The sequence below is a fragment of the Priestia sp. P5 genome, from assembly GCF_029522155.1.
Taxonomy (GTDB): domain Bacteria; phylum Bacillota; class Bacilli; order Bacillales; family Bacillaceae_H; genus Priestia; species Priestia megaterium_E.
In genome coordinates this window covers 622,926-649,780 of sequence record NZ_JAKWFJ010000001.1, presented here as the reverse complement: position 1 = coordinate 649,780, position 26,855 = coordinate 622,926, and the positions used below count along the sequence as shown (strand labels likewise).

Here is a 26,855-nt window from a genome sequence, read left to right as displayed (position 1 = left end):
CTCACTCCTATCACTCTGGATATTCAACGTCTTTTTCTTCAATAACTTCCCCGTCTCGGACAATTTTATAAGACGCTTTTTCATTTTCATTAACTAAAACATCAAACGATTCTTTTGTCGTTTCGGTAATCGTGAGTTCTTTAGCAGGAACGGACATATCGTTATCTGCATCCTCAATATAGATCTGTACTTTTTGTGGTTTTGGCTTTTCCTCTTCTGCTTCAGTAGTATCGCCTGTTTCCGTTGTGTCGCCTTGTTCCGTGCTTGCTTCGGTGTCAGTCTCTTCCTTATACGGGATAGTCACATCCACTGCTACCGTTTGAGGAGCCTTTGGCTCTTTGCCCATCGAGACTGTAATTGTAAGCTTATCACCTTGCTCGATACTCTGCTCCGCTGCCGGCTTTTGAGACATCACAAGACCTTTTTCAACAGTATCGGAATACGCTGTTTTTACATCCACTTCAATATCTTCATCTGATGCATAATCTTTTACGCTTTTTTCCGTCCACCCGGAGAAATCCTTTAATGTAATCTTCGGCGGACCTTTACTTACCCAAAGCGTAACTGTTGTGTCTTCTGGCACGACTTGTTCTGTTTCTTTAGGCGTCTGATCTGTAATATTGCCTTTTGGTTCAGTGCTTTCGACTTCGATAGATTGGATGTCTTTATAATTCTGCTTTTCTAACAGACTTTTTACTTCTGTAAAGCTTCTTCCAATGTACCTGTTAAATGCTTCTTTTTTCTTTCCTGTACTTCGATAAATAATGACATTAGATCCTTCTTTGATCACGTCTCCTGCTTCTGGCATCGTTTTAACCACGTCGCCTTCTTCCACCTCGTTATCGGATATATCTTTAGGATTCTTCACTTTAAAGCCTAAAGAAACTAAATCGGTTACTGCTGATTCATAATCTTGATTATGTAAATCAGGAACCTTTACGTCTTTTGGCAGTAATAAAGCCGGAATAAATGTAACGGCGGCTACGCTAGCAGCTGCCAGCAGCAAAAAAATTAAAACAAGCGTTACGATAAGCTTGCTTTTTCCTTTTTTCTTTTTCTTCTTTTTTTTCTTCGGCTTTACTTCTTCTTCTTGTTCTTCGCGCTCTAAGTGAGGTGGTTTTCTCACAGGTACGTGCGTTTCTTCGGATTCAACAAAATCCTCCTTAATAACGGGAATGGCTTTTGTCACTTCTTCATCATCAGGCACCGTAAATCTTTGTTCATTATAACGATTTGGATGAACAGCAGACTGTAAATCCGCTTCGAGTTCTTCGACGGAACTGTATCGGTAAAATGGATCTTTAGTTGTTGCTTTTAATACAACATTCTCCACGCTTTGAGGGATAGATGGATTCCACCTTTTTGGAGAAGGTGTTTCTGTCTGTAAATGTTTTAATGCAATTGACACAGCCGATTCCCCAGAAAAAGGGACTCGACCCGTTAGCAATTCGAATAGGACGATGCCAAGCGAATAAATATCAGAACGCTTATTCGCAAGCCCTCCCCTTGCCTGTTCAGGAGATAAATAATGAACAGAGCCCAAAACAGAATTAGTATGCGTAATGGTTGTAGAACTTAGTGCTACGGCAATGCCGAAGTCAGTAACTTTAATGGTATCATCATGATCAATTAAAATATTTTGAGGCTTAATATCCCGGTGAATAATTCCGTACTGATGAGCATGGGCAATAGCTGATGTAATCTGCGTCATAATATGTATGGCTTTATCAAGAGATAGTGGTGATTCTTGCAGAATGTATTGCTTTAATGTCATACCCGGTACATATTCCATGATGATATAGTAAATATCTTCTTCTTCTCCAACATCATAAATGCTGACAATATTAGGATGAGCAATACTCGTAGCAGATTGTGCTTCTCGATGGAAACGCTTTATAAACGCGTCGTCACTTGCAAAGTCTAAACGAAGCACTTTAATTGCCACATCACGATCCAAAATCATGTCGCGACCTAAATAGACGTTTGCCATTCCGCCTCCACCAATTACTTGCAATACCTTATAACGGTCGTTTAGCCGTCTACCTATTAGCAACACTCTCACCCACTTTCAGATGTAAAGTCCACAATTGCAAGTGTAATATTGTCTTCTCCACCAAGCTCATTTGCTAATTGAATCAGGCTCGTACCCTTTTCGTGAAGTGATGAACTTGTTGATAACGTTTCGCTCAGCTTTTGTTCCGTTACCTTATTTGTCAGTCCATCTGAACATAATAATAATCGATCTTCTTTTTCCACTTCAATTGTTTTTACATCTAAACTAACATTTTCTTCGGTACCTAGTGCTCGCAATAAGATATTTTTTCGTGGATGATGCTCGGCATCTTCTTTTGTGATTTGACCATTTTTTACGAGTTCATTTACAAGAGAATGATCTTCTGTTACTTGTTGAAATCCATATTCATTTGAAATATAGCATCTGCTGTCTCCTATATTACCAATCGCACAAAACGTATCAGCGCATAAAGCAAGTACAACTGTTGTACCCATCCCTTTACACTCTTCATGCTCCTGAGCATACTGATAAATATCTTGATTAATTTGCGAAACATGCGTACGAATCCACTGCGTCGCCTCATCAGGAGACGTTACTTTGTCCGCTTCTTCCCACGCTGTTTGCAATTTTTGAACCGCCATCTCACTGGCGACGTCGCCAGCTCGATGACCTCCCATACCATCAGCCACAATTGCAAGCAGCTGATTGTATTGGTTCAAAAATACCCCTCCGTTATCTTCATTGTGTTGTCTAACTCTCCCTCGGTCTGTCATGAAGACAGTTGCCATACAATCACCTCGTCTCTTCTTTACGCTCCTTCGCACGTAATTGGCCACAAGCTGCATCGATGTCATGACCTTGCTCACGTCGGATAGTCACGTTAACGCCACGCTTTTTAAGCGTACGTTCAAATGCAAAAATCTGTTCACGCGGTGTACGAACATAATCACGCTCAGGCACATAGTTTACCGGAATCAAGTTCACGTGACATTTAACGTCTTTAATCAAATCCGCTAATTCCTCAGCATGCTCTACTTGATCGTTTACGCCTCCGAATAGACCATACTCAAAGCTAATACGTCTTCCCGTTTTATCCGTATAATATTTAATGGCTTCCATCAAATCAGGAAGTTTGTACGCACGGTTAATCGGCATTAAGCGTGAGCGGATGTCATTGTTTGGAGCGTGAAGTGAAATCGCAAAATTGATTTGCATTTTTTCATCAGCAAACTTATAGATTTTCGGAATGATCCCACTTGTCGATACTGTGATATGACGTGCACCAATATTTAATCCATCATCACTATTAATTGTTTTTAAGAAGCGCATCATTTCATCATAGTTATCAAATGGCTCCCCAATACCCATAATTACGACAGAGCTCACGCGTTCTCCTTGTTCATCTAGCGCTTTTTGTACTTTTACTACTTGTGCTACAATTTCTCCAGCTTCTAAGTTACGCTTTAAACCTCCAAGAGTAGACGCACAGAATGTACAGCCGATGCGACAGCCAACTTGAGTTGTGACACAGACAGAATTTCCGTATTCATGACGCATAAGCACCGTTTCAATTGTATAACCGTCATGGAGTTCGAATAAAAACTTCATCGTGCCGTCCCCAGACGTTTGCTGAACAACTGTTTTTAATGTCGTTAATGCAAATTTGTCTTTTAACTGTTCACGTAATCCTTTAGATAAGTTTGACATATCGTCAAAGTCCGTTACGCGTTTAACATATAACCAGTCAAAAATTTGTTTAGCACGGAACTTCTTATCCCCGTGTTCCACTAACCAATTTTCTAGGTCGTGCATTTCTAATGAATAAATAGATGGTTTTTGCGCTTTTTCTTCTGCTTTTGCTTTTCTTTTAGCTACTTCTTCCATTTTTACACCTTCTTCTGTAAACATGCAATATAAAATCCATCGCTTTGTGCATCTGGCAGCAATTGAATTTCACCATGTTTTACGTTTTGTTTAAGCTTTTGCGGCATGCGTGCAGCAAGTGTTTCATCTTTTTGAAAATCAGCATGATCTGCTAAAAATGCTGCTACAACACCCCCATTTTCATCCCGGTCAATTGTACATGTACTATATACAAGGGTCCCACCTTTTTTTAATAAAGGCGCAACCGCATTTAAAATATCTTGTTGAATACGCGCCAGCTGCTTTACATCTTGCTCAGTTTTTGTATATTTCAAATCAGGTTTACGTCTCATTACACCAAAACCTGAGCACGGAGCATCTACTAAGATGCGGTCAAACATTTCTTTATCAAACTGTTCGCCTGCTTTGCGGCTGTCTTGAACCGTCGGCTCAATATTGGTAAGATGCAGACGCTCTGCCTGCTGGGCAATCAGCTTTACTTTATGGTCATGAATGTCCAAGGAAATAACTTTACCACTGTTTTTAAGCTGCTCTGCAATATGAGTTGATTTTCCTCCCGGTGCAGCACAGCTATCTAAAATTAGCTCTTCTGCCTCCGCACCGAGCGCATGAGCCACTAACATAGAGCTTTCATCTTGAACGGTAAACATTCCTTCACGAAATGCTTGTGTATGAGCTGCATTTCCTTTTTGAACTTCTAGCGCTTCTTCTACAAAATGGCCTGGTTCTACAACAATACCTTCTTTTTCAAGCGCTTCTTTTACTTCATTTTGCGTAAAGCGTGCACTGTTTACTCGGATTGTTTGTTTAGGGGCCATTAAATTAGCTAAACAGATTCCGCGTGTTTTGTCCAATCCATATTGTTCCACCCAGCGTTTTACAAGCCACAATGGATGACTCGTTTCAATCGCCAACCGCTCCACAGGATTTTGTATTTCTTCTAAAGAAGGCGTGCCACTGCGCTGAATATTTCGTAAAACGCCGTTTACCATTGAGGCAATTCCTTTGTGGCCGCGTTTTTTAGCAATTTCTACTGCTTCATGAAGGATTGCCCGGTCAGGCACTCGGTCTAAATATACCATTTGGTAAAGAGATAAACGAAGCAGCACTCGCACCCAAGGCTGTAGTTTTTTTGGATTTTTCAAGAAAGGCGCTAACCCATAATCTAACGTATCACGTCTTTGAATCGTTCCATACACAATTTCCGTTAATAGCCCTGCATCTTTTCCTTGAATGCCGCGTTTTTGTATACTGTTATTTAACAATAGATTGCTGAATGCCTGATTTTTTTCAATAGCTAGTAAAATATCTAAAGCTATGTCTCGAACGTTGTACTTACTCATTGACATCCCCTAATACTGTTCCGACTTCAACGGATGTACCTCGTAAATACTGCGCTGCATCCATACGTTTTTTTCCAGCCGGCTGAAGTTCCGTCACTTTAATAGCTGTTTCATTTCCAGTTGCTACTATAAATCCATCCTCTTCAAGTGATAAAACGGTACCTGGTTTGCCTGATGCAGATACTTTCTCACCCCACCAAATTTTCATGACCTGACCGTCTGCTGTTGTATAAGCAACCGGCCAAGGGTGAAGTCCGCGGATATGATTATAAATTTCTTCTCCTGTACGAGCCCAATCAATTTTCTCTTGTTCCCGCTTAATGTTTGAAGCAAATGTCGCTTCGTCATCGTTTTGTTGAACCGGCGTAATTTCACCTTTTACAAGAGAAGGAATGGTTTCTGAAAGCAGTTTTGCACCAGCAGCGCTGAGTTTATCATGAAGCGTGCCAACGTGATCACGTTCTTCAATCGGAACTTCTACCTGTGTTAAGATATCACCTGCATCTAATTTTTCTACCATATACATAATTGTAACACCAGTTTTCGGCTTACCTTGTAGAATTGAATAATGAATCGGCGCGCCTCCGCGCAGTTCAGGTAACAGAGAAGCATGCACGTTAATACAGCCGTATTTAGGCGCTTCTAAAATAGGGGTTGGTAAAATTTGACCAAAAGCCGCTGTTACAATTAGGTCAGGCTCATACGCTAATACTTTCTGATATTCTTCTTCTAAACGAATCTTTTCTGGCTGCAGTACAGGTATTTCATGCTTTAACGCCTCAACTTTTACTGGAGGAGGTGTTAATACGCGCTTGCGTCCTTTTGGTCGGTCCGGCTGTGTAACCACTGCGACCACTTCATATCCATCTTTAAGTAATGTTTGTAAAACCGGCACTGAAAAATCCGGTGTTCCCATAAATACGACTTTCATCGTGTAAAACCTACCCTTCTAGTTCATCCTCTTCGTAATACTTTGTTACTTTTTCCGTGAACAATACACCGTGTAAATGATCAATTTCATGTTGAATTGCTCGTGCTAAAAAACCTTTTGCTTCTATAAAATAAGGTTTTCCTTTACGATTTTGCGCACGTACTTTCACATAATCAGCTCGAGCCACGTCACCAAAAAGGCCCGGAAAACTTAGGCAGCCTTCTGGACCGATTTGTTCGCCTCGTTGCTCAATAATTACCGGATTAATTAACTCAATTTTACCGTGTCGGTCATCCACGTCTACCACTGCCACTTGCTGCAGAACTCCTACTTGAGGAGCAGCTAGACCCACACCGTCTGCTTCAAGCATTAAATCATACATGCCGTTTAGTAATTTCGCTAATTTATTATCAAAGTTTTTAACGACTTCACACTCTTGTTCAAGTACTTTATTAGGATGGTAAACAAGCTTAAGCTTAGCCAAATAGGCACCTCCTTTATTCTTTCTATTTATATCCAAAAACCTTCTTCTTTAACGCAATCAAGACGACTAGTTACATCATCGAGTATGGATTCAAATCAATAGTGATCGTTAAATTCTCCTTCTGCATTTCCGCTTGATAACGTTCTAATATATATTTCAACAGCGGAATCAGGCTTGGTTCCAGCTTGTATTTTAACATGCATTGATAGCGATATCTATCTTTTATCTTAGCAATCGGAGATGCGACTGGCCCTAAGATCGTTGTTTGCGGCGAAAGTTTCTGACGCAGATACTGCGAAATTTTGTCTGTAACAGACACCACTTTTGCAATATTTTCATGAGATACGGTGACAAGCGCCAAGTAAAAGAACGGCGGATATTTATGCATTTTACGAATTTCCATCTCCTGCTTATAAAACGCATCATAATCATGCTGGCTCGCAAGTTGAATGCTGTAGTGTTCAGGCGTGTACGTTTGAATCACTACTTCCCCTGGAAGTTTGTGGCGTCCTGCTCTTCCGCTTACTTGTGTTAAAAGCTGAAACGTTTTTTCAGATGCACGAAAGTCAGGTAAATTCAGCATTGTATCTGCTGTTAGAACGCCTACAAGCGTGACGTTTGGAAAGTCCAGTCCCTTCGCAATCATCTGGGTCCCTAGTAAAATTTGCGCTTCTTCACTTGCAAACTTGTTCAGGAGCTTTTCATGCGCGCCTTTTCTGCTTGTCGTATCAACATCCATTCGAACGACTCTAGCCTCAGGCAGCACTTTTGTTAATTCTTCTTCCACTTTTTGTGTACCAGATCCAAAAAAGCGGATATGTTCGCTGTGGCATTCTGGGCACTCAGTATGCACTTGTTCTTCATGTCCGCAATAATGGCATTTTAATTTATTTTGATAGCGGTGATACGTTAGTGAAATTTCACAGTGCTCACATGTCGGAACGTAACCGCAGTCTCTGCACATAACAAAAGAAGAATGACCTCTTTTATTTAAAAATAAAACGATTTGCTCCCCTTTTTCCAAACGGTCTTTCATCTTTTCAAACAGCAGAGTTGAAAACATAGAGCGATTGCCGCTGCGAAGCTCTTCTCTCATATCAACGATATCCACCGACGGCATTGATGACTTATTCATTCTTTGCTTTAACGTCAGCAGCTTATACACACCTTTTTGCGCTCTTGCAAAGGACTCAAGCGTTGGTGTTGCACTTCCTAAAATGACTGGACACTGATGATGCTGCCCTCGGTAAATAGCTACATCTCTGGCATGATAACGGGGGTTTTCTTCTTGTTTATAACTCGTCTCATGTTCTTCATCGATAATAAGAAGACCCAAATTTTCAAATGGAGCAAATACAGCAGAGCGGGCCCCTACTACAACGGATACTTCTTTTCGCTGAATTTTTCGCCATTCATCGTATTTCTCTCCAGTAGACAAGCCGCTATGAAGCACAGCAACTTTTGAGCCGAACCGCTCTTTAAACCGCTTGACCATCTGAGGGGTAAGTGAAATCTCCGGAACAAGCATAATCGCTTCTTTTCTTTTTTTCAGCACTTGATCAATTGATTGAAGATACACTTCTGTTTTTCCGCTTCCGGTTACTCCGTACATTAAAAACACATCGTGAAGATTTTCTTCGATGTCCCGCAGAATCGGTGTAATTGCCTCAGCTTGTTCATCGGTCAATTGAAATGGCTTTGATGGTGTAAAGTATCGATCTTGATAAGGATCACGGTATATTTCAATTTCTGTTTCCGCTAAGAGTCCTTTATTAATCAGCGTTTTTATAGGAGCGGAGGTAATCTGCAAATCTTCGGCTATTTCTTTTATGGCTACTTCTTCACTTCGCTCGAGCATAAAAGACAGCACTTGTTTTTGCTTTTCTGCCTGCTTATTTAACTCGCTCATAAACTGCTGAATTTCTTCAAGGCTTTGATTCAGTTTTACGCCTTTTGCCGTTTTTTTGTTTCCTTTGTTTTTCACGACGTAGACGACTTCAATTAAACCTTTTTGAATATCCCGGTAAAAAACAGAAGCAGCGGCTGTTTTTTCTACTTCACTCCACTTCAGCGAGGATCTTGACTGAAAAAACGGCTTTACTTGCTCATGAAGCTGTTCGTATGCCTCTTTTGAAAGGAGTGACAGTTCTTTATCATATTTTGCTTTCATCGCCGCAGGCAGCATGACTTGAAAAGCCGATATCATAAAACAAAGCGTTTTTTCGGTTAGCCAGTGCCCAATCTCTAACAGTTCGGGAGTCAGAACCGGCGTTAAATCAAGCAGGTCAGCGATTGGTTTAACACGCTTAACTTCGGCCTCTTCTTTAAGAGCCACCACAAACCCTTGAACTTTTCTAGGACCAAACGGAACGACAACCCGCATACCCGGAACAATAATTCCTTTCCATTTGTCAGGAACAGCGTAGTCAAAAGCTCGATCTGTTTGCTTAGCAGCCACGTCCACAATTACACTAGCTACACTCATTTTTTCAGCCCTTCTAACATTTCCTTCACTTCTTTTAACACCTCGGTAGCTACATCGTGTTTTGAAAGAATGGGAAGTTTCCTAGACTCTCCGCTTCGCTTATAGAGCGTTACAATATTTGTGTCCGTCCCAAAACCTGCTCCCTCTGTCGTTACGTTATTGGCTACAATCATATCCAAGTTTTTAGATGAAAGTTTCTTTTGTGCATATTCATCCACTTGTTCTGTTTCTGCTGCAAAGCCGACTAAAAGCTGGTGTTCTTTTTGCTCTCCAAGCGTGCGTAAAATATCTGTTGTTCTCTCTAGCTCTAATACTGCTGCACCAGGCTGCTTTTTCATCTTTTGATCAAACACATGCTTTGGCCGGTAATCTGCCACTGCGGCTGATTTGATAACAACATCTGCTTCATGATAGCGCTGCATAACAGCTTCAAGCATCTGCTGCGCACTTTCAATTTGAACAACCTGCACTCCTTTTGGATACTCTAAATTCGTCGGTCCCGTTACAAGTGTTACCGATGCGCCTAACTTAGCAGCTTGTTCTGCAAGGGCATAGCCCATTTTCCCGGTAGAACGATTGGTGAAAAATCGGACGGGATCAATGCGTTCTACCGTAGGTCCTGCTGTAACCAATACATTCACACCTTCAAGGATCTTTTGTGTATCTGATGCTTGTGAGAAATAAGATCCGATTAGTGAAACAATTGTTTCTGGCTCTTCAAGACGGCCTTTTCCTACATAACCGCATGCCAAATACCCTTCTCCAGGTTCTACAAAAGAGTAACCAAATGATGAAAGAGTGCTCATATTTTTTTTAACAGCTGGATGATCGTACATATGAACATTCATTGCAGGTGCAATCCACACAGGTGCAGTAGCAGCCAGCAGCGTTGTGGAAATCATATCATCTGCAAGACCATTTGCTATTTTCCCTATCATATTTGCCGTAGCAGGAGCTACTAAAATTAAATCAGGCCAATCTGCTAAATCAATATGTGCAATCACAGATGGATCTTTTTCATCAAACGTATCTGTATAAACTGGGTTTCGAGACAGAGCTTGAAACGTAAGCGGCGTTACGAACTCGCATGCCGAAGCAGTCATCATTACTTTAACTTCCGCTCCCGCTTGTACTAATTTACTTGTTAAAGCTGCGGCTTTATATACGGCGATCCCGCCGCTAACACATAATAAAATTCGTTTTCCCTTCATCATTATGCCCCCATCTATTTATCCCGCTCAACCAGCATCCGCTTGTTTACTCGGGTAACTATCTAAAGCTTTTCAATTTAATTATTATACCATTTTTGTAATGAGACATTCACTATCCTGCTTGAATACAAACAAAAGCATCAAAAAAATAACAACCTATAAAGTAGGTTGTTATTTTTTCACTTACTGATGTTTAGAATCTTCTTCTGCTACACCTTGCTTATAGCTTAATTGTTCAGCATTAATTTCTTCTAAAGCACAGCCTACAAATTTATAAGAAACCGGCTTTTCAATCGGTGTATCATTGTGAAGCTGTAATTGACGTGCACGTTTTGCAGCTACTGTCACAAGCGTGTACTTAGAATCTAATTTTTCCATTAGGGAATCAATTGATGGATAAAGCATGTTTATTCTACCTCCAGCATTCTTTTATAGCGCGCAGAAATACGATCACGACGGCAGTGTTCAGCCGTTACGATAGCACGGATGCGAGCACAAGCATTTTCTACTTTGTCATTTTCTACAACATAATCGTAGGCGTCCATAAGTTCAATTTCTTCTTTTGCCACGCGCATACGGTTATTGATTAAATCTTCTGTTTCAGTACCGCGGTTTACGATACGACTTTTAAGCTCTGACAAACTCGGCGGTGCCAAGAAGATGAACAAACCTTCTGGAAACGCTTCTTTCACTTGAAGAGCACCTTGCACTTCAATTTCTAGAAATACGTCTTTGCCTTCAGATAACGTTTGTTCTACATAATCAACCGGGGTACCGTAGTAGTTGCCTACGTATTCAGCCCACTCTAATAATTTCTTGTTTTCAATCATGCGCTCAAACTCTTCGCGTGGTTTGAAGAAATAGTCAACACCGTCTACTTCACCTTCGCGGGGCTTTCTTGTTGTTGCAGAGATAGAATACTGCAATTTAATGTCTTCTTGCTCAAACAATGCTTTTCGTACCGTTCCTTTTCCAACACCTGATGGTCCGGAAAGAACAATTAATAAACCTCTTTCAATCATCGGTTCAAGTGACCTACCCTTCTAATAATTCTTCTTTGTTTATAAGTCGCTGTGACACAGTTTCTGGCTGTACAGGAGCTAAAATAACATGATCGCTATCCATAACAATAACAGATCGTGTTTTACGTCCTTGCGTTGCATCTATTAAAGAGCCTCGATCTTTTGCATCTTGAATAATGCGTTTGATTGGAGCTGATTCAGGATGAACGACAGAGATTATACGATTAGAAGAAATAAAATTTCCAAATCCAACGTTCACTAATTTACCGCTCATAAGAAGCCTCCTGCTATAACAATATAATCTTTATCTTACACGAAGGCTATTCAATATTTTGAACCTGCTCTTTTATGCGTTCTAATTGTGCTTTCATACTAATAACATACTGAGCAATAGTACCATTATTTGCCTTCGCACCGATTGTATTCATTTCACGATTCAGCTCTTGAACAAGAAAATCCAGCTTGCGTCCTACTGAATCAGGTGTATTTAATGCTTGAATAAATTGTGAAACATGACTTTGAATTCGCGTAAGTTCTTCGCTAATATCTGCTTTTTCAGCAAAAATAGCTACTTCAGTCAGCACTCGCTGCTCATCGAAAGTACCTTCTAAATAATCGCTCAGCTTTCTTTTAATACGCTCGCGATATTGTTCAGCAACTTCAGGAGCAAGCTGTGTAATTTTTTCGCGAATGTCTTGAATATCCTGTAAGTACCCCATCAAATCGTGATACAGCTCTGATCCCTCTCGTTTCCGCATATCCACTAACTGATGCACAGCAGCGTCAACGGCTTCAAAGATTGCACCATGAATACTCGTCTGATCAGCTTCTTCTTCATAAGTTGTCATCACTTCAGGCATGTGTAAAATGTCTTGAATTTGAACAGATTGTGACAGCCCATGCTTTTCTTGTACTTGCTGCAACGCATTCATGTATTCCTCAAGCAGCTGCCAATCCGTCTGCAGTTTCTTTTTTGCCATTTCTTCACCTGAAATAGTAACAAATACTTCTACTCTACCACGTTTTATGTATGTTTGAACGATTTTTTTTATTTTATCTTCAATTTCAATTAATTGTCTTGGCATACGAATAACAATTTCACAAAAACGATGATTAACAGACTTCATTTCCACTGTTACTGATCGATTTTCCACTTCCGCTTTTCCGCGGCCAAAACCCGTCATACTTTTTATCATTATCATCACATCCACTATGTACATCTTACATAAAAAGTATCATAAAAGAAAGTGTTAGCAAAAAAAAGAAATCTCTCTTCTTTATTCAACCTGTAAAGGCTGCCTTCATGAGTTTTCTCATTTAGGACAGCCTGTATTAAAGTATAGCACAATTTATGAAGGTTTTCTTGTTAAAAGTGAACCGGCAAGTAAAAAAGTTGGAAGGCTTGCAAGTCCTAGAATAACGAGCCATTCCCGCGGTGCAATGGCCATTGTATGGAAAATAGGCTGCAGGGGCGGATAGTAGATGGCCACCAGCATAAGGATAATAGATGAAATAACGGCTCCTACAAGATATAAGTTCTGAAATGGATTGCGATCAAAGATTGATTTTTCACTCCGGCAGTCAAATACGTGAATAAGCTGTGCCATGACAAGTGTGGCAAATGCAATCGTCTGTGCATACTGCAGCCGATCTGGGTCATTGTCGTAAACAATCATGAATGCAGCAAGTGTAGCAGCTCCAATTAAAAATCCGCGGCTGACTACTTTCCACCCTAATCCTCTTGCAAAGATACCTTCACGCGGATGCCTTGGATGGCGCTTCATCACGTTGTCCTCTGGCTGGTCTAAGCCAAGAGCCATCGCAGGCAAACCGTCTGTTACTAAGTTTACCCATAGTATTTGAATGGGTACTAGCGGTAGCGGAAGTGCTAAAATCATCGCAAAGAGCATAACTAAGATTTCTCCTACATTTGATGCAAGCAAGTAACGGATAAACTTTCGAATATTTTCATAGATGTTTCGTCCTTCTTTGATCGCTGATTTAATAGTAGCAAAATTATCATCAAGCAAAACGAGTGAAGACGCTTCTTTTGCTACGTCTGTCCCCGTGATGCCCATCGCGATGCCTATGTCTGCTGCTTTAATAGCCGGTGCATCATTTACGCCGTCGCCCGTCATGGCTACAATGTGATCTTTTGCTTGAAGAGCCTTAACAATTTTAAGCTTATGCTCAGGTGATACCCTGGCATATACGTAAACATCATCCACTACTTCTTCTAGCTCTTCCTGCGTCATTTTGGATAAATCCGTTCCTTCCAAGACTTGACCGTTTTTCGGTAGAATGCCTAGCTGTTTTGCAATCGCCTGTGCTGTAATGACGTGATCACCTGTAATCATAACGGTTTTAATTCCTGCGTCTCGGCATTCTTTGACCGCTTGATTGACTTCTGGTCTTGGCGGATCAATCATTCCTTGAAGCCCGAGGAAAGTCAGGTCTTTTTCCGCTTCGTTCTCTGTATGAACGCTCTCATGGTCTCCTAACGGCCGATAAGCAATAGCAATTGTTCGAAGCGCTTGGCTAGCTAACTGATCAATCGCTCCTTTTACTTCATTATGAACTGTTACCGACAGCGTTTGTTGTCTGCTTTCCCACAAAATATTTTTGCTGTTTACAAGCAGCACATCCGGAGCACCTTTTGTTATCACATAGCGTTTATGAGATGCGTCTTCAATGACTACACTCATCATTTTACGCGTTGAATCAAATGGAAACTCTTCAATAATCGTAAACTGCTTTTGAATATTTTCTTTTGTCAGCCCTGCTTTCATCGCGGCAACAAGCAAAGCCGCTTCAGTAGGATCACCGTCGATGACATATTCTTTATCTTTTCTCGAAATGGACGTTTGATTGCAAAGCAGACCAAACACCAAAAGCTGCTGAAGTGGTTTTTCACTCCGTGTATCAACTTCTCTTTCCTCTCGCGAAAATACGCCCGTAGGTTCATACCCTGTCCCTGATACCCTCCACGTCATTCCTCCTGACCAGAGGTGAGTAACCGTCATTTTATTTTGCGTTAATGTGCCCGTTTTGTCCGAGCAAATGACTGACGCGCATCCTAGTGTCTCAACAGCAGGAAGTTTGCGAACAATGGATCTTTGCTTAATCATGCGCTGTACACCCAGAGATAGCGCCACGGTTACGATGGCAGGAAGACCTTCGGGTATGGCAGCAACAGCTAAGGAAACTCCCGCTAAGAACATACTGTATAAATCATGCCCTTGCAGCACACCAATCCCAACAACTAATACAGTAAGTGCAAGAGCTACAACGATTAAAATTTTACCTAATTGCTCTAACTTCCGTTGAAGAGGAGTAATCATGGCTTCAGCATTTTGAAGCAAATCAGCAATTTGTCCCATCGCTGTTTTCATTCCAATCCCTACAACGATACCTGTTCCGCTTCCTCGCGTCACAAGCGTACCCATAAACGCCATATTGTCCTGATCTCCAAGCGGCACTTCATCTCCTGGCAAAGCTTTTATTTGCTTGGCAACAGGCAAAGACTCTCCCGTAAGCGCTGATTCTTCAATTTCTAGACTTTTGGCTTCCATAATTCGAAGGTCAGCCCCGATACGGTCTCCGCTCGAAAACTTTACAACGTCTCCTACTACCAGCTCTTTAGATGGTAACTTAACCCATTTCCCTTCACGCATAGCTGCTACTTGAGGAGCAGAAAGCTCTTTTAATGCATGAAGAGACTTCTCGGCTTTTCTTTCTTGAAAAAAACCTAGAAATCCATTAATTACTACAATGGCAATAATAGCAACCGCATCGATGTATTCGCCTAAAAGCCCTGAAATAAGCGTGGCAGCTAGTAAAACCAGTACCATAAAATCTTTAAACTGCTCTAGAAACACAAGAATGGCCGGTTTTTTCTCACCTTCAGTCAATTCATTAAATCCTTGCTGCTGCTGACGTGCTTTTACTTCTTTGTGTGTAAGGCCATGCTGTCTGTCTGTTTTTGTTACTTCTACTATTGCTTTTTCACCTAATTCATACCATTTCATTGCATCTTTTCACACCCTTTTATTTGTAAATGCACCTATTAGATTGTTACAATCTTATATCGTATGCTTATTCAGACTCGTCCTAAAAAATGCTATACTTTTCTATAGGACAATTTTCAATTACTTAAGGATGTGAGCACTATGTCATTTGATGGTATTTTTACATATGGCATTTTACAAGAATTATCTGAGACCTTGGTTTCAGGACGAATTTCAAAAATATATCAGCCGTTTCCAAACGAGTTGATTTTACAAGTACGCGCTAAAGGTGAAAACCGCAAACTTTTAATCTCAGCTCACCCTAACTATTCACGCGTTCATTTTACAAATGAGCCCTATGAAAATCCATCTGAGCCTCCTATGTTTTGTATGCTTCTTCGCAAACATTTAGAAGGAAGCATTATTGAACAAGTGTATCAGCTTGGATTAGACCGCATTTTAGTCATTGAAACAAAAGGACGAAATGAAATTGGCGACGTAACGTACAAGCAGCTTATTATTGAAATCATGGGAAGACATAGTAATGTTGTGCTTGTAGATAAAGAAAAACAAACGATTATCGACAGCATTAAACACGTTCCAATGGCCTTGAACAGGCACCGTACGCTTCTACCCGGAGCACCTTACGTACTGCCTCCTAGCCAAGATAAGCTTCATCCATTTGAAGCCGACGAGGAAACCGTGGTTAAAAAAATTGATTTTAATAGCGGAAAGTTAGCGACTCAGCTAGTGCAAACCTTCTCGGGGCTTTCTCCTTTAATTGCAAATGAAGTGGTGTTTCGCTCTGGCTTAGCGAATCGTTCTACCCTTCCAAAATCATTCGTCGAAACGATGACGCTGATCAAAGAAGGTCAGTTTACACCGACTCTGACAACCGTTAATCAAAAAGACTACTTTTATTTACTGGAATTAACGCATTTAGAGGGTACGAAAAAAACGTATGCAACCATCAGTGAGCTTCTTGACCGCTATTACTACGGGAAAGCAGAGCGAGATCGTGTAAAGCAGCAAGCGCATGATTTAGTACAGTTTATCTCTACCGAAAAAAAGAAAAATGAGAAAAAAATAAAAAAACTTGAGCAAACGCTGCAAAATGCAGAAAAAGCATCTGATTATCAGCTAGCCGGTGAACTTCTTACCGCAAATTTACACCTTGTCAAAAAAGGAGATGCGAAAGTGGATGTTATTAATTATTATGATGAAAATAGCGGTACACTTACGATTTCATTAGATCCGCAAAAATCACCGTCTCAAAATGCTCAAAGCTTTTTCACAAAGTATCAAAAAGCGAAAAATTCCGTTTCGATTGTAATCGAACAAATTGAAAAAGCAAACGAAGAAGTACAGTATTTTGAATCACTTATTCAGCAAATGGATACTGCTACTCACAAAGACATTGCAGAGATTCGTGAAGAGCTTGTGGAAGAAGGATATTTGCGCAACCGTCAGCAAAAACAAGCAAAAAAACAAAAAAACACCACGCCTACACTTGAACAATACGTTTCAAGCGACGGCACGACGATTTTAGTTGGAAAAAACAATAAGCAAAATGAGTATTTAACAAATCGCCTTGCTGCTCGTGATGACATTTGGTTTCATACAAAAGATATACCGGGTTCTCACGTTGTTATCCGCAGCCAAGAGCCTTCAGAAGAAACAATTTTAGAAGCGGCTCACCTTGCTGCTTACTTTAGTAAAGCTAAAAATTCAAGTTCAGTACCTGTGGACTATACAAAAATTCGCCACGTCAAGAAACCAAGCGGTGCTAAACCTGGTTTTGTGACGTACGATAATCAGCAAACAGTGTACGTAACGCCTAGCGAAGAACTTGTACTGAAACTGCGTCAGTCATAATAAAACCCCCTTTCTATATAGAAAGGGGGTTTTATTATATAGATCTAGTTTAGTTCATCCATGAAGGGTCTGAAGGATTTTCACGCCATTTAAATAGCTTGTCCATCGCTTCTTCTTCAATGTATCCCGCTTCGTTTGCCGCTTCTACTAGCGTAGAGTAGTCTGTTAGCGAATAAACCTGAAGTTCTTTTTCTTTAAACAGCTGACGCGCTTTTTCCAGCTCATATGTAAAGATAGACACAACTCCCAGTACTTCACACCCCTGCGCTTTTAATGCATCGACTGCGGTAAACACACTTCCGCCAGTTGAAATCAAATCTTCAATCACAACAACTTTTTGGCCTTTTGTTACTTTTCCTTCGATTTGATTTCCTTGGCCATGTTCTTTTGCTTTGCTTCGCACATAACACATTGGAAGCTCTAACGCTTCACTTACCCATGCTGCATGAGGAATACCAGCTGTAGCTGTACCAGCAATCACTTCTGCATTAGCAAAATACGTTTTAATTAAATGCTGCAGACCTTTTGCAATTTCTTTTCGCACTTTTGGGTAGCTAAGCGTTAGACGGTTGTCACAATAAATAGGCGACTTAATTCCAGAGGCCCACGTAAACGGATCGTTCGGTTGAAGGCTTACTGCCTCAATATCAATTAATTGTTTTGCAATTTCTTTTCGTAGTTTTGTCATCGCGTAATACGCTCCCCTTTCCACTGCTGTAACATCTCATAATATGCGTTAAGCGGGTCTTTTGCTTTAGTAATAGAACGTCCAACGACAATGGCGCTTGAGCCATATTCTCTCGCTAGCTGAGGCGTCGCTACGCGGACTTGGTCATCTACCGAATCTGTGCCCATACGAATACCAGGCGTTACGGTCAAGAAGTCCTCTCCTGCTGCTTTTCGAATCGAAGGCACTTCATGAGTAGAACATACAACGCCGTCTAGTCCGCTTTTTTTAGCAAGCGCTGCATAATGCGTAACCACTTCTTGCATCGAGTGCGTAATAAGCTGCTGCTCTTTTAACATTTCATCAGACGTACTCGTTAGCTGAGTAACCGCAATACAATCCGGGCGCTTTTTGCCGGCAGCTGTTCCTAAGTCAAGTCCTTCAACGGCTGCTTGCATCATGTTCGTTCCGCCGGCAGCGTGAACGTTAACCAAATCTACTTCAAGAGAAGCTAAAGACTTCATCCCTTGCTTTACCGTATTGGGAATATCATGAAGCTTTAAGTCTAAAAAGATTTGATGGTTTTGTTCTTTTAATGCAGAAATAATAGATAGCCCTTCTTTATAAAACAGTTCCATGCCTACTTTCACAAATAATGACTCTTGTTGAAAAGGCATTAAAAACTGCTGTACATCGTTAATTGATGAAAAGTCAAGAGCAATGATTAACGGTTGCTTCACGCTTTTTCCAGCTCCTTCCGATACATTCTGAAACATGCTCGTATCCTAATGATGTTAATAGCCTTGGCAGTTCGTCAATGATGGTTGGACACACATACGGATCAACAAAGTTTGCTGTACCAACCGCTACTGCACTTGCACCTGCATATAGGAACTCGAGTGCATCTTCAGCAGTCGTTACTCCGCCCATACCGATAATCGGAATGTTCACTTTTTGGCTCACTTCATATACCATTCGAATCGCTACCGGTTTAATGGATGGGCCTGACAGTCCACCTGTGCCGTTCGCTAAAACCGGCTGAGCTGTTTTCAAATCCAGACGCATCCCGAGAAGCGTATTGATCATCGTTAAGCCATCCGCGCCAGCTTCTTCAACAGCCATCGCCATGTCTACAATATTGGATACGTTTGGTGATAGTTTAACATAAACTGGAACATTTGAAACATCTTTTACTGCTTTCGTTAAACGAGCAGCAATGACAGGATCTACGCCAAACGCAATTCCGCCTTCTTTTACGTTAGGGCATGAAATATTTAATTCAAGTGCTTTTACATTTGATACGGTTGAAATTTCTTTTGCCACGTGCACATATTCTTCAATTGAAGCACCGGCTACGTTCGCGATAATCGGCACATCATATTGCTGAAGCCAAACAAGCTCTTCGTTCATTACTTTTTCTAACCCTGGATTTTGCAATCCGATCGCATTTAACATTCCTGCAGATGTTTCCGCTACGCGGGGAGTTGGATTGCCAAAACGAGTTTCAGCAGTAGTCGCTTTGATCATAATGGCTCCAAGTGCATCAAGTGAATAAAATTGAGCATACTCACGCCCAAATCCAAAACAGCCGGATGCTGGCATAATTGGATTTTTCAAATCTAAGCCTGGCAATGTCGTTTTTAGCATACTCATAAAAGCACCTCCCCTGCTTGAAAGACGGGACCGTCGCTGCAGATTTTTTTATACGCCGTAGAATCTTCACTTTGCTTGCATACACATGCAAAGCAAGCTCCGATTCCACAGCCCATTCTTTCTTCTAAAGAAATATAAAGCGGCTTGTTTGTATAATTATTTTCTAGTGCTTTTAACATCGGAGTTGGACCGCATGAAAACATAACGTCATATGAAAGCTGATGCTCATCAATCACCGTTGTGACAAAACCTTTTGTTCCGTAAGAGCCATCTACCGTTGCAATATATGTTTCTCCTAAAGCTAAAAACTCTCGTTCATAAAATACGTCTGCTTTTGATTGAAAGCCTAGGACATGAATAACTTGCACGCCTTTTTCACGAAGTCTTTTTGAAAGCTCATAGAGCGGAGGCACTCCAATGCCTCCCCCTACTAATAAAGCCGTTTGACCTGACTCTATCGCCTCTAATGGAAAACCATGCCCAAGCGGACCTAACACGTCAATCGACTGTCCGGCTTGTTTTTCAGCCAGAAGCGATGTTCCCGCTCCTTCTGCACGGTAAATCATCGTAAATTGTTCGTGGGTTTGGTCAATTTCTGCAATACTGATTGGTCTGCGAAGCAGTGGCAAATAATCGTTATTAACGCGGATATGCACAAACTGCCCCGGCTCATTCATGAAACGAACAAGCTCGCCTTGAAGGGTTAATTCATATACATTGTGTGTTAACGGTCGCTGACTGACGACTTGCATCATTTCATGTTTGATCATACGGTTGTCACCTCTTTAGTTGGACGAACTTTTTTCATTGGCGTTGTATGGAAGCTGATCGTTTCAAGCACTCGTAAAATCGCTTCTGCTGTATCAAGTGATGTTAAGCAAGGTACACCATTTTCAACTGCTTCACGGCGAATTTTAAATCCGTCACGCGCAGGCTGTTTTCCTTTTGTTAGCGTGTTGATGACAAGCTGCGCTTCACCTTTTCGTATCACATCTAAAAGATTGTGATCTTCATGATGAATTTTATTTACTACTTTTACGCGAATGTCTTCTTTTGTAAACGTTGAAGCTGTTCCTTCTGTTGCAATCACCTGGTAGCCAATGTTAGCAAAACGCTTCGCTAGCGCTGTTGCCTCTTCTTTATCTTTATCCGCTACTGTCATAAGTACTGAACCGTACGGCTTAATGGACATACCTGACGCAATTAGTCCTTTATATAATGCTTTTTCGTACGTTGAATCTTGCCCCATTACTTCTCCAGTAGATTTCATTTCAGGTCCAAGCGTAATATCTACGCGGCGCAGCTTTGCAAATGAGAAGACCGGCACTTTTACGTAGACACCTTCTTCTTCAGGGTGCATGCCTGATTCATAGCCAAGCTCTCGCAAACTTGTTCCTAAAATAACTTTTGTTGCCACATTCGCCATCGGAATACGCGTAATTTTACTTAAGAACGGCACCGTACGGCTTGAACGAGGATTTACTTCAAGAACAAACACTTCTCCTTTTGATAAGACGAACTGAATGTTGAGCAGTCCAATAATGTTTAAGCCTTTTGCAATACGTGTTGTGTAATCAATGATTGTATCTTTTACATCCTGTGACAGAGTTTGCGGTGGATATACAGCAATGGAGTCACCTGAGTGTACACCCGCGCGCTCTACATGTTCCATAATCCCTGGAATAACCACTGTTTCACCGTCTGAAATGGCATCGACTTCAATTTCTTTTCCCGTTAAGTAGCGGTCGATTAATACAGGGTGATCAGCGTGTACTTTTACCGCGTGTTTCATATAGTGAAGCAGTTCTTCTTCTTTATACACAATTTCCATTGCGCGTCCGCCTAGTACATATGAAGGACGTACAAGCACCGGATAACCAATTTGTTTTGCCACAACCACTGCTTCTTCTACGGACGTAACCGTCTTTCCAAGCGGCTGAGGTACTTCTAAACGTGCTAGCGTCGCTTCGAATTTTTTACGGTCTTCCGCTGCATCTAAGCTTTCAAGCGACGTTCCTAAAATCTTGACCCCTCTTGCTTCTAGCTCATCCGCTAAGTTGATTGCTGTTTGACCACCGAACTGTACAACCACACCTTCTGGTTTTTCTAAATCGATGATATGCATCACATCTTCAATCGTCAGCGGCTCGAAGTATAATTTATCTGAAATACTGAAGTCAGTTGATACTGTTTCTGGATTGTTATTGACAATAATCGCTTCGTAGCCAGCTTCTTTAATTGCCCACACCGAGTGAACCGTTGCATAGTCAAACTCAATTCCTTGCCCGATGCGGATCGGACCTGACCCTAACACTACAACGCTTTTACGATCTGTAACAATCGATTCATTTTCATCTTCAAACGTGCCGTAGAAATATGGTGTTGTAGATTCAAATTCTGCTGCACATGTATCTACCGTTTTGTATACTGGCATCACGCCATTTTGTTTGCGGAAGTCATATACTTCACGCTCTGTTTGATTCCATAGCTTAGCAATCGTGCAGTCTGCAAATCCCATTTCTTTTGCTTCCTGTAAAACTTCTACGTTATGAATCTCTTCTTTTAACACATTTTCAAAAGCAATCACTTTTTCAAGTTTTACTAAGAAGAAAAGATCGATTTTGCTCCACTCGTGAATTTGCTGAATCGTTACGCCGCGGCGAATTGCTTCTGCGACGTAGAATAATCGCTCATCGCCAGCCTTGCGAATACGTTTTTCAATAATGGCATCATCAAATTCATGGGCATCTTTCAGCTCTAAGTGATGAACGTTTGACTCAAGTGAGCGTACGGCTTTTAAAATTGACTCTTCGAACGTGCGGCCAATTGCCATTACTTCACCTGTTGCTTTCATCTGTGTACCTAGTTTACGGTTAGCTGATTCAAATTTATCAAACGGCCAGCGTGGAATTTTAGATACGATGTAATCTAGTGCCGGTTCGAAACATGCGTATGTCTTCCCAGTTACCGGGTTCATCATTTCATCTAATGTTAAGCCTACCGCAATTTTTGCTGCTAATTTTGCAATTGGATACCCTGTTGCTTTTGATGCTAAAGCCGATGAGCGGCTTACACGAGGATTTACTTCAATTACGTAATACTGGAAGCTTTCTGGGTCTAGTGCTAGCTGAACGTTACATCCGCCTTCGATTTTAAGCGCTCGGATAATTGTTAGTGACGCATTTCTAAGCAGCTGATACTCACGGTCGCTTAGCGTTTGGCTTGGTGCTACAACAATTGAATCTCCTGTATGAATACCGACCGGATCAAAGTTTTCCATATTACATACTACGATCGCATTATCGTTTGCATCGCGCATTACTTCATATTCAATTTCTTTAAAGCCTGCAATGCTTTTCTCAAGTAAGCATTGTGTTACAGGACTGTGTTTTAATCCACTTGTTACAATTTCAATCAACTCTTGCTCGTTGTTACAAATTCCGCCGCCCGTACCGCCAAGTGTATAAGCAGGACGCACGATTACCGGATAGTTTACTTGTTCAACAAACGCATATGCTTCGTCTAGTGAATGAATGATTTCACTTGCTGGGACAGGCTGATTTAGTTCATTCATTAGTGAACGGAACTGCTCACGGTCTTCAGCTTGTTCAATCGCCGATAATTTTGTCCCGAGAATTTCTACATTAAATTCTTCTAAAATGCCCGTTTCGTGTAATTCTACCGCTAGGTTCAGTCCCGTTTGACCGCCAAGCGTTGGAAGCAGTGCATCCGGGCGTTCTTTACGAATAATTGAGCTTACAAATTCAACCGTTAGAGGTTCAATATATACTTTATCTGCCATTTCTGAGTCTGTCATGATTGTTGCAGGATTGGAGTTCACAAGAATAACTCTGTATCCTTCTTCTTTTAACGCAATACACGCTTGCGCTCCTGCATAGTCAAACTCTGCCGCCTGTCCGATGACGATTGGTCCTGATCCGATTACGAGAATTGTGTTAATATCTTGACGTTTTGGCATTAGCAATTACCTACTTTCTGATTGTTTTTCATAAGATTCATAAATTCGTTGAACAATCCGTTTGCATCTTCAGGTCCCGGTGATGCTTCAGGGTGATATTGAACCGTAAATGCCGGATATTCTTTATGCTTTACTCCTTCAACCGTTCCATCGTTAAGCGCAACGTGCGTCACTTCTAATGGCGTGTTGACAAGAGATGGCTCACATACTGTATAGCCGTGGTTTTGAGATGTAAGAGCTACTTTATTGGTTTTTAGATCCTTTACAGGATGGTTGGATCCACGATGACCAAATTTCATTTTTTCTGTATCTGCTCCGCATGCTAGCGCAAACAGCTGATGTCCTAAACAAATTCCGAAAAGAGGAACCTTTCCTAAAACCCCTTGAATCATCTCGATTGCTTCAGGTACGTCTTTTGGGTCTCCAGGTCCGTTGCTCAACATGATGCCATCTGGATTTAATTGAAGAATTTCTTGCGCAGTTACGTTATAAGGAACCACAATCACGTCGCATTGACGAGCCGTTAATTCGCGTAAAATTCCGTGTTTCATTCCAAAGTCAACGAGTACCACTTTTTTACCTCTGCCTGGGCTTGGGTAAGGCTTCACTGTTGATACTTTTTTAACGGAATCAGTGGGAAGTTCATGATTTTGAAGCTGTGATACTACTTCTTCTACATTGACTTCCATGTTGCATACGCGTCCGCGAAGCGCACCGTGCTGACGAATTTTTCGCGTTAATTTTCTCGTGTCGATTCCAGCTAATCCTGGAATATCTTTTTGTTTTAAAAATTCATCTACTGATAGTTCGCTTCTGAAGTTTGAAGGAGCATCACAAATTTCTTTTACAATCAAACCGTGTACAGCTGGTTCAATCGACTCAAAGTCATCGCGGTTAATACCGTAGTTTCCGATTAAAGGATATGTTAATGTCACAATTTGTGCACAGTATGATGGATCAGATAGAATTTCTTGATATCCTGTCATTCCCGTGTTGAAAACAACTTCTCCTGTCATTTCTTTGTCGCTGCCGAATCCTTTTCCGATAAATACTGTTCCATCTTCTAAAATTAGTTGACGTTGCATGCTTTAACATCCTCCCATACTCGTTTACCTTCTACTAATGTCATTACCGGCCAACCTTTGCATACCCAGTTAGCAAACGGCGTGTTTTTACCTTTTGATAAAAATTCTTCTGGATTAATTGCTTTTTCTGTTTCAAGATCAATGATAGTTAAATCTGCTGGTTTCCCTACTTCGATGGTGCCATAAGGAAGATTGAACGTGTCAGCAGGCTTGTTTGTTAAATATGATACTAGCTGCTCTAGCGTCATTACTTCTTTTAATACCAAGTTTGTATAAAGAAGCGGGAAAGCTGTTTCAAGTCCCACAATCCCAAACGGCGCAAGCTCCATGCCTTCTGCTTTTTCTTCCGCTGTGTGCGGTGCATGATCAGTGGCGATAAAATCAAGCGTTCCGTCTAATAAAGCTTCAATTAATGCCTGTTGATCATCTTTTCCTCGAAGCGGCGGATTCATTTTAAAATTCGAATCAAGTCCCGGGATATCTTCTTCATTTAGTAACAGATGATGTGGCGTTACTTCTGCGGTTACGCGAATGCCTGCTTTTTTCGCATCACGAATGGCGCGAATGGATTCTTTTGTACTTACGTGACACACATGGTAGTGACAGTTTGCTGCTTCAGCAAGCAGTACATCTCGTGCAATTTGAACGGCTTCGCAGATAGAAGGGATACCGTTTAGTCCATGTTCTTTTGCAAATTTTCCGTCGTGTACGCAGCCTTTGTTGATTAAATCATTATCTTCACAGTGTGCAACGATTGCTTTGTTTAATGAAGCGGCTTTTTTCATCGCTTCCAGCATCATTCCTGTTGACTGAACGCCTACTCCATCATCTGTAAAAGCAAATGCGCCCGCTTCTTTTAAGCCTTCAAAGTCCGTTAATTCTTTTCCTAATTGACGAGTGGTAATCGATGCGTATGGTAATACGCGAACATGTGCTGTTTCTTCAATACGCTTGTTTACCCACTCCATTTGTTCAACAGTATCCGGAACTGGACGCGTGTTTGGCATTGCAGCAATTGCTGTAAAACCGCCCTTTGCCGCTGCTAGAGTACCCGTTTCAATCGTTTCTTTCTTTTCTCCCCCTGGCTCGCGCAAGTGAACGTGGACATCGATTAAACCCGGTGATAAGAAGTTCCCGCCTGCATCAATGACTTCTTCATTCTGTACGTCGATGTGTGAAGCTATTTCAGCAATTACACCATTTTCAATTTTCAGTTCGACTTTTTCAATTTTCCCTTCATTTAACCATGTAGCATTTTTGATAATTGTTGTCATTATTAAGTCCCCTTTCAATTGGTTGTAGCGCTCTTGCTAATACTGCCATGCGAATGTACACGCCATTTTGCATTTGTTTAAAAATTCTTGATCGTTCACATTCAACGAGCTCATCCGCAATTTCGACTCCTCTGTTTACAGGAGCTGGATGAAGGATAATGCTATGTGATTTCATTTTCCGCTCTCGTTCAACGGTTAATCCAAAGCGGCTGTGGTAGTTCTGTGCAAGTTCTGAAGTGTTCTCTTCATGCCTTTCAAATTGAATACGCAGCAGCATCACAACATCGACCGTTTCGATTGCTTCATCGATATCAAGATATGTACCGTGTCTGTTCTCTTCATCTTTCCATTCTTCAGGTCCCGCAAAATATACGGTCGCCCCTAGTTTTGTCAGCATTTCAGCATTCGATCTCGCTACGCGGCTATGTCGCAAATCTCCGACTATTGCGACTTTTAATCCTTTAAACGAGCCGAACTCTTGGCGAATTGTCAGTAGATCAAGCAGACACTGAGTTGGATGCTGACCGCATCCGTCTCCTGCATTAATGATGGGAATCGATACTTTTTCCTGCAGTGCTTCATAATAACGATCTTGCGGGTGGCGAATAACAACTGACTGAACGCCGATTGAAGCTAATGTTTCAATCGTGTCATAAAGCGTTTCTCCTTTTTGGACGCTTGAAGTTGTTACTTCAAACGGAATTGTTGTTAATCCTAGCTGCTGTTCTGCCATTTCAAAGCTACATCGAGTACGCGTGCTCGCTTCAAAAAATAAGTTGGCAACAAACATTTTCTCTTCCGGTTTCCATCCTTGTTTATTCGTTCGATAGTTTTCAGCGCTGTCTAAAATCTCTAGAATTTCATTTGTTTCTAGTGTTGAGACTGTCACTAAATGTTTCATATCGATTCCCTCCATTTTTGCTTTCCTCGCATTTCTTTAT

Annotated in this window: 22 protein-coding genes; 1 reads left to right on the top strand and 21 read right to left on the bottom strand. The window is 41.2% G+C overall.

What is annotated here, in order from left to right; all coding sequences use genetic code 11:
* Positions 1-10: 10 nt before the first annotated feature.
* From pknB to MMB69_RS03285, 13 genes are all read right to left on the bottom strand, one after another.
* Complete coding sequence (gene pknB / locus MMB69_RS03345; protein WP_277447157.1) at positions 11-2,053, bottom strand: Stk1 family PASTA domain-containing Ser/Thr kinase; 2,043 nt, start codon at positions 2,051-2,053, stop codon at positions 11-13.
* A 5-nt stretch (positions 2,054-2,058) separates the two neighbouring features.
* Positions 2,059-2,802, bottom strand: a complete 744-nt coding sequence (locus MMB69_RS03340) for a Stp1/IreP family PP2C-type Ser/Thr phosphatase (protein WP_277447156.1) — start codon at positions 2,800-2,802, stop codon at positions 2,059-2,061.
* A gap of 4 nt (positions 2,803-2,806) precedes the next feature.
* A complete protein-coding gene (gene rlmN, locus MMB69_RS03335; RefSeq protein ID WP_013084826.1) occupies positions 2,807-3,898 on the bottom strand; it encodes a dual-specificity RNA methyltransferase RlmN in 1,092 nt (363 codons plus the stop codon).
* Positions 3,899-3,900: 2 nt separating this feature from the next.
* Positions 3,901-5,241 (bottom strand): 16S rRNA (cytosine(967)-C(5))-methyltransferase RsmB, encoded by a 1,341-nt coding sequence (gene rsmB, locus MMB69_RS03330; RefSeq protein ID WP_277447153.1) that lies wholly within the window; start codon positions 5,239-5,241, stop codon positions 3,901-3,903.
* Positions 5,234-6,172, bottom strand: coding sequence for a methionyl-tRNA formyltransferase (fmt, locus tag MMB69_RS03325; protein WP_221812620.1), 939 nt, complete (start codon positions 6,170-6,172; stop codon positions 5,234-5,236). Before fmt ends, rsmB begins: the two co-directional genes overlap by 8 nt.
* A gap of 10 nt (positions 6,173-6,182) precedes the next feature.
* Positions 6,183-6,656, bottom strand: a complete 474-nt coding sequence (gene def, locus MMB69_RS03320; protein ID WP_195781982.1) for a peptide deformylase — start codon at positions 6,654-6,656, stop codon at positions 6,183-6,185.
* 70 nt (positions 6,657-6,726) lie between these two features.
* A complete protein-coding gene (gene priA, locus MMB69_RS03315) occupies positions 6,727-9,141 on the bottom strand; it encodes a primosomal protein N' (protein ID WP_277447152.1) in 2,415 nt (804 codons plus the stop codon).
* Entirely contained in the window at positions 9,138-10,355 is a 1,218-nt protein-coding gene (coaBC, locus tag MMB69_RS03310) for a bifunctional phosphopantothenoylcysteine decarboxylase/phosphopantothenate--cysteine ligase CoaBC (protein ID WP_221784474.1), read from the bottom strand. The genes priA and coaBC overlap by 4 nt, the downstream gene beginning before the upstream one ends.
* A gap of 180 nt (positions 10,356-10,535) precedes the next feature.
* Complete coding sequence (gene rpoZ, locus MMB69_RS03305; RefSeq protein ID WP_013058926.1) at positions 10,536-10,757, bottom strand: DNA-directed RNA polymerase subunit omega; 222 nt, start codon at positions 10,755-10,757, stop codon at positions 10,536-10,538.
* 2 nt (positions 10,758-10,759) lie between these two features.
* Positions 10,760-11,374 carry a guanylate kinase gene (gene gmk / locus MMB69_RS03300; protein WP_013058927.1) on the bottom strand — a complete coding sequence of 205 codons (615 nt, stop codon included), beginning with the start codon at positions 11,372-11,374 and terminating at the stop codon, positions 10,760-10,762.
* Between the two features lie 13 nt (positions 11,375-11,387).
* Positions 11,388-11,648 (bottom strand): DUF370 domain-containing protein, encoded by a 261-nt coding sequence (locus tag MMB69_RS03295; protein ID WP_013084831.1) that lies wholly within the window; start codon positions 11,646-11,648, stop codon positions 11,388-11,390.
* Between the two features lie 46 nt (positions 11,649-11,694).
* Positions 11,695-12,570 carry a YicC/YloC family endoribonuclease gene (locus tag MMB69_RS03290; protein ID WP_029320527.1) on the bottom strand — a complete coding sequence of 292 codons (876 nt, stop codon included), beginning with the start codon at positions 12,568-12,570 and terminating at the stop codon, positions 11,695-11,697.
* Positions 12,571-12,723: 153 nt separating this feature from the next.
* A complete protein-coding gene (locus MMB69_RS03285; RefSeq protein ID WP_221784476.1) occupies positions 12,724-15,402 on the bottom strand; it encodes a cation-translocating P-type ATPase in 2,679 nt (892 codons plus the stop codon).
* Positions 15,403-15,543: 141 nt separating this feature from the next.
* On the opposite strand from MMB69_RS03285, the gene MMB69_RS03280 reads away from it, so the two are divergent.
* Positions 15,544-17,256 (top strand): Rqc2 family fibronectin-binding protein, encoded by a 1,713-nt coding sequence (locus MMB69_RS03280; protein ID WP_206532530.1) that lies wholly within the window; start codon positions 15,544-15,546, stop codon positions 17,254-17,256.
* 49 nt (positions 17,257-17,305) lie between these two features.
* On the opposite strand, the gene pyrE is transcribed toward MMB69_RS03280, so the two are convergent.
* The 8 genes from pyrE to MMB69_RS03240 are packed head-to-tail and all read right to left on the bottom strand — an operon-like array spanning position 17,306 to position 26,815.
* A complete protein-coding gene (gene pyrE, locus MMB69_RS03275) occupies positions 17,306-17,944 on the bottom strand; it encodes an orotate phosphoribosyltransferase (protein WP_013084835.1) in 639 nt (212 codons plus the stop codon).
* A complete protein-coding gene (gene pyrF, locus MMB69_RS03270; RefSeq protein ID WP_221784477.1) occupies positions 17,941-18,663 on the bottom strand; it encodes an orotidine-5'-phosphate decarboxylase in 723 nt (240 codons plus the stop codon). The genes pyrE and pyrF overlap by 4 nt, the downstream gene beginning before the upstream one ends.
* Positions 18,635-19,576, bottom strand: a complete 942-nt coding sequence (locus MMB69_RS03265; RefSeq protein ID WP_013058933.1) for a dihydroorotate dehydrogenase — start codon at positions 19,574-19,576, stop codon at positions 18,635-18,637. The genes pyrF and MMB69_RS03265 overlap by 29 nt, the downstream gene beginning before the upstream one ends.
* Positions 19,573-20,346 carry a dihydroorotate dehydrogenase electron transfer subunit gene (locus tag MMB69_RS03260; protein WP_221784478.1) on the bottom strand — a complete coding sequence of 258 codons (774 nt, stop codon included), beginning with the start codon at positions 20,344-20,346 and terminating at the stop codon, positions 19,573-19,575. The genes MMB69_RS03265 and MMB69_RS03260 overlap by 4 nt, the downstream gene beginning before the upstream one ends.
* A complete protein-coding gene (gene carB / locus MMB69_RS03255) occupies positions 20,343-23,555 on the bottom strand; it encodes a carbamoyl-phosphate synthase large subunit (RefSeq protein ID WP_277447147.1) in 3,213 nt (1,070 codons plus the stop codon). The genes MMB69_RS03260 and carB overlap by 4 nt, the downstream gene beginning before the upstream one ends.
* A complete protein-coding gene (locus MMB69_RS03250; protein ID WP_277447146.1) occupies positions 23,555-24,640 on the bottom strand; it encodes a carbamoyl phosphate synthase small subunit in 1,086 nt (361 codons plus the stop codon). Before MMB69_RS03250 ends, carB begins: the two co-directional genes overlap by 1 nt.
* Positions 24,625-25,914: a dihydroorotase gene (locus MMB69_RS03245; protein ID WP_277447145.1), complete on the bottom strand. Its 1,290-nt coding sequence runs from the start codon at positions 25,912-25,914 to the stop codon at positions 24,625-24,627. Before MMB69_RS03245 ends, MMB69_RS03250 begins: the two co-directional genes overlap by 16 nt.
* On the bottom strand, positions 25,877-26,815 hold the full coding sequence (locus MMB69_RS03240; protein WP_013058938.1) for an aspartate carbamoyltransferase catalytic subunit: 939 nt from the start codon (positions 26,813-26,815) through the stop codon (positions 25,877-25,879). Before MMB69_RS03240 ends, MMB69_RS03245 begins: the two co-directional genes overlap by 38 nt.
* Between the last annotated feature and the right edge of the window lie 40 nt (positions 26,816-26,855).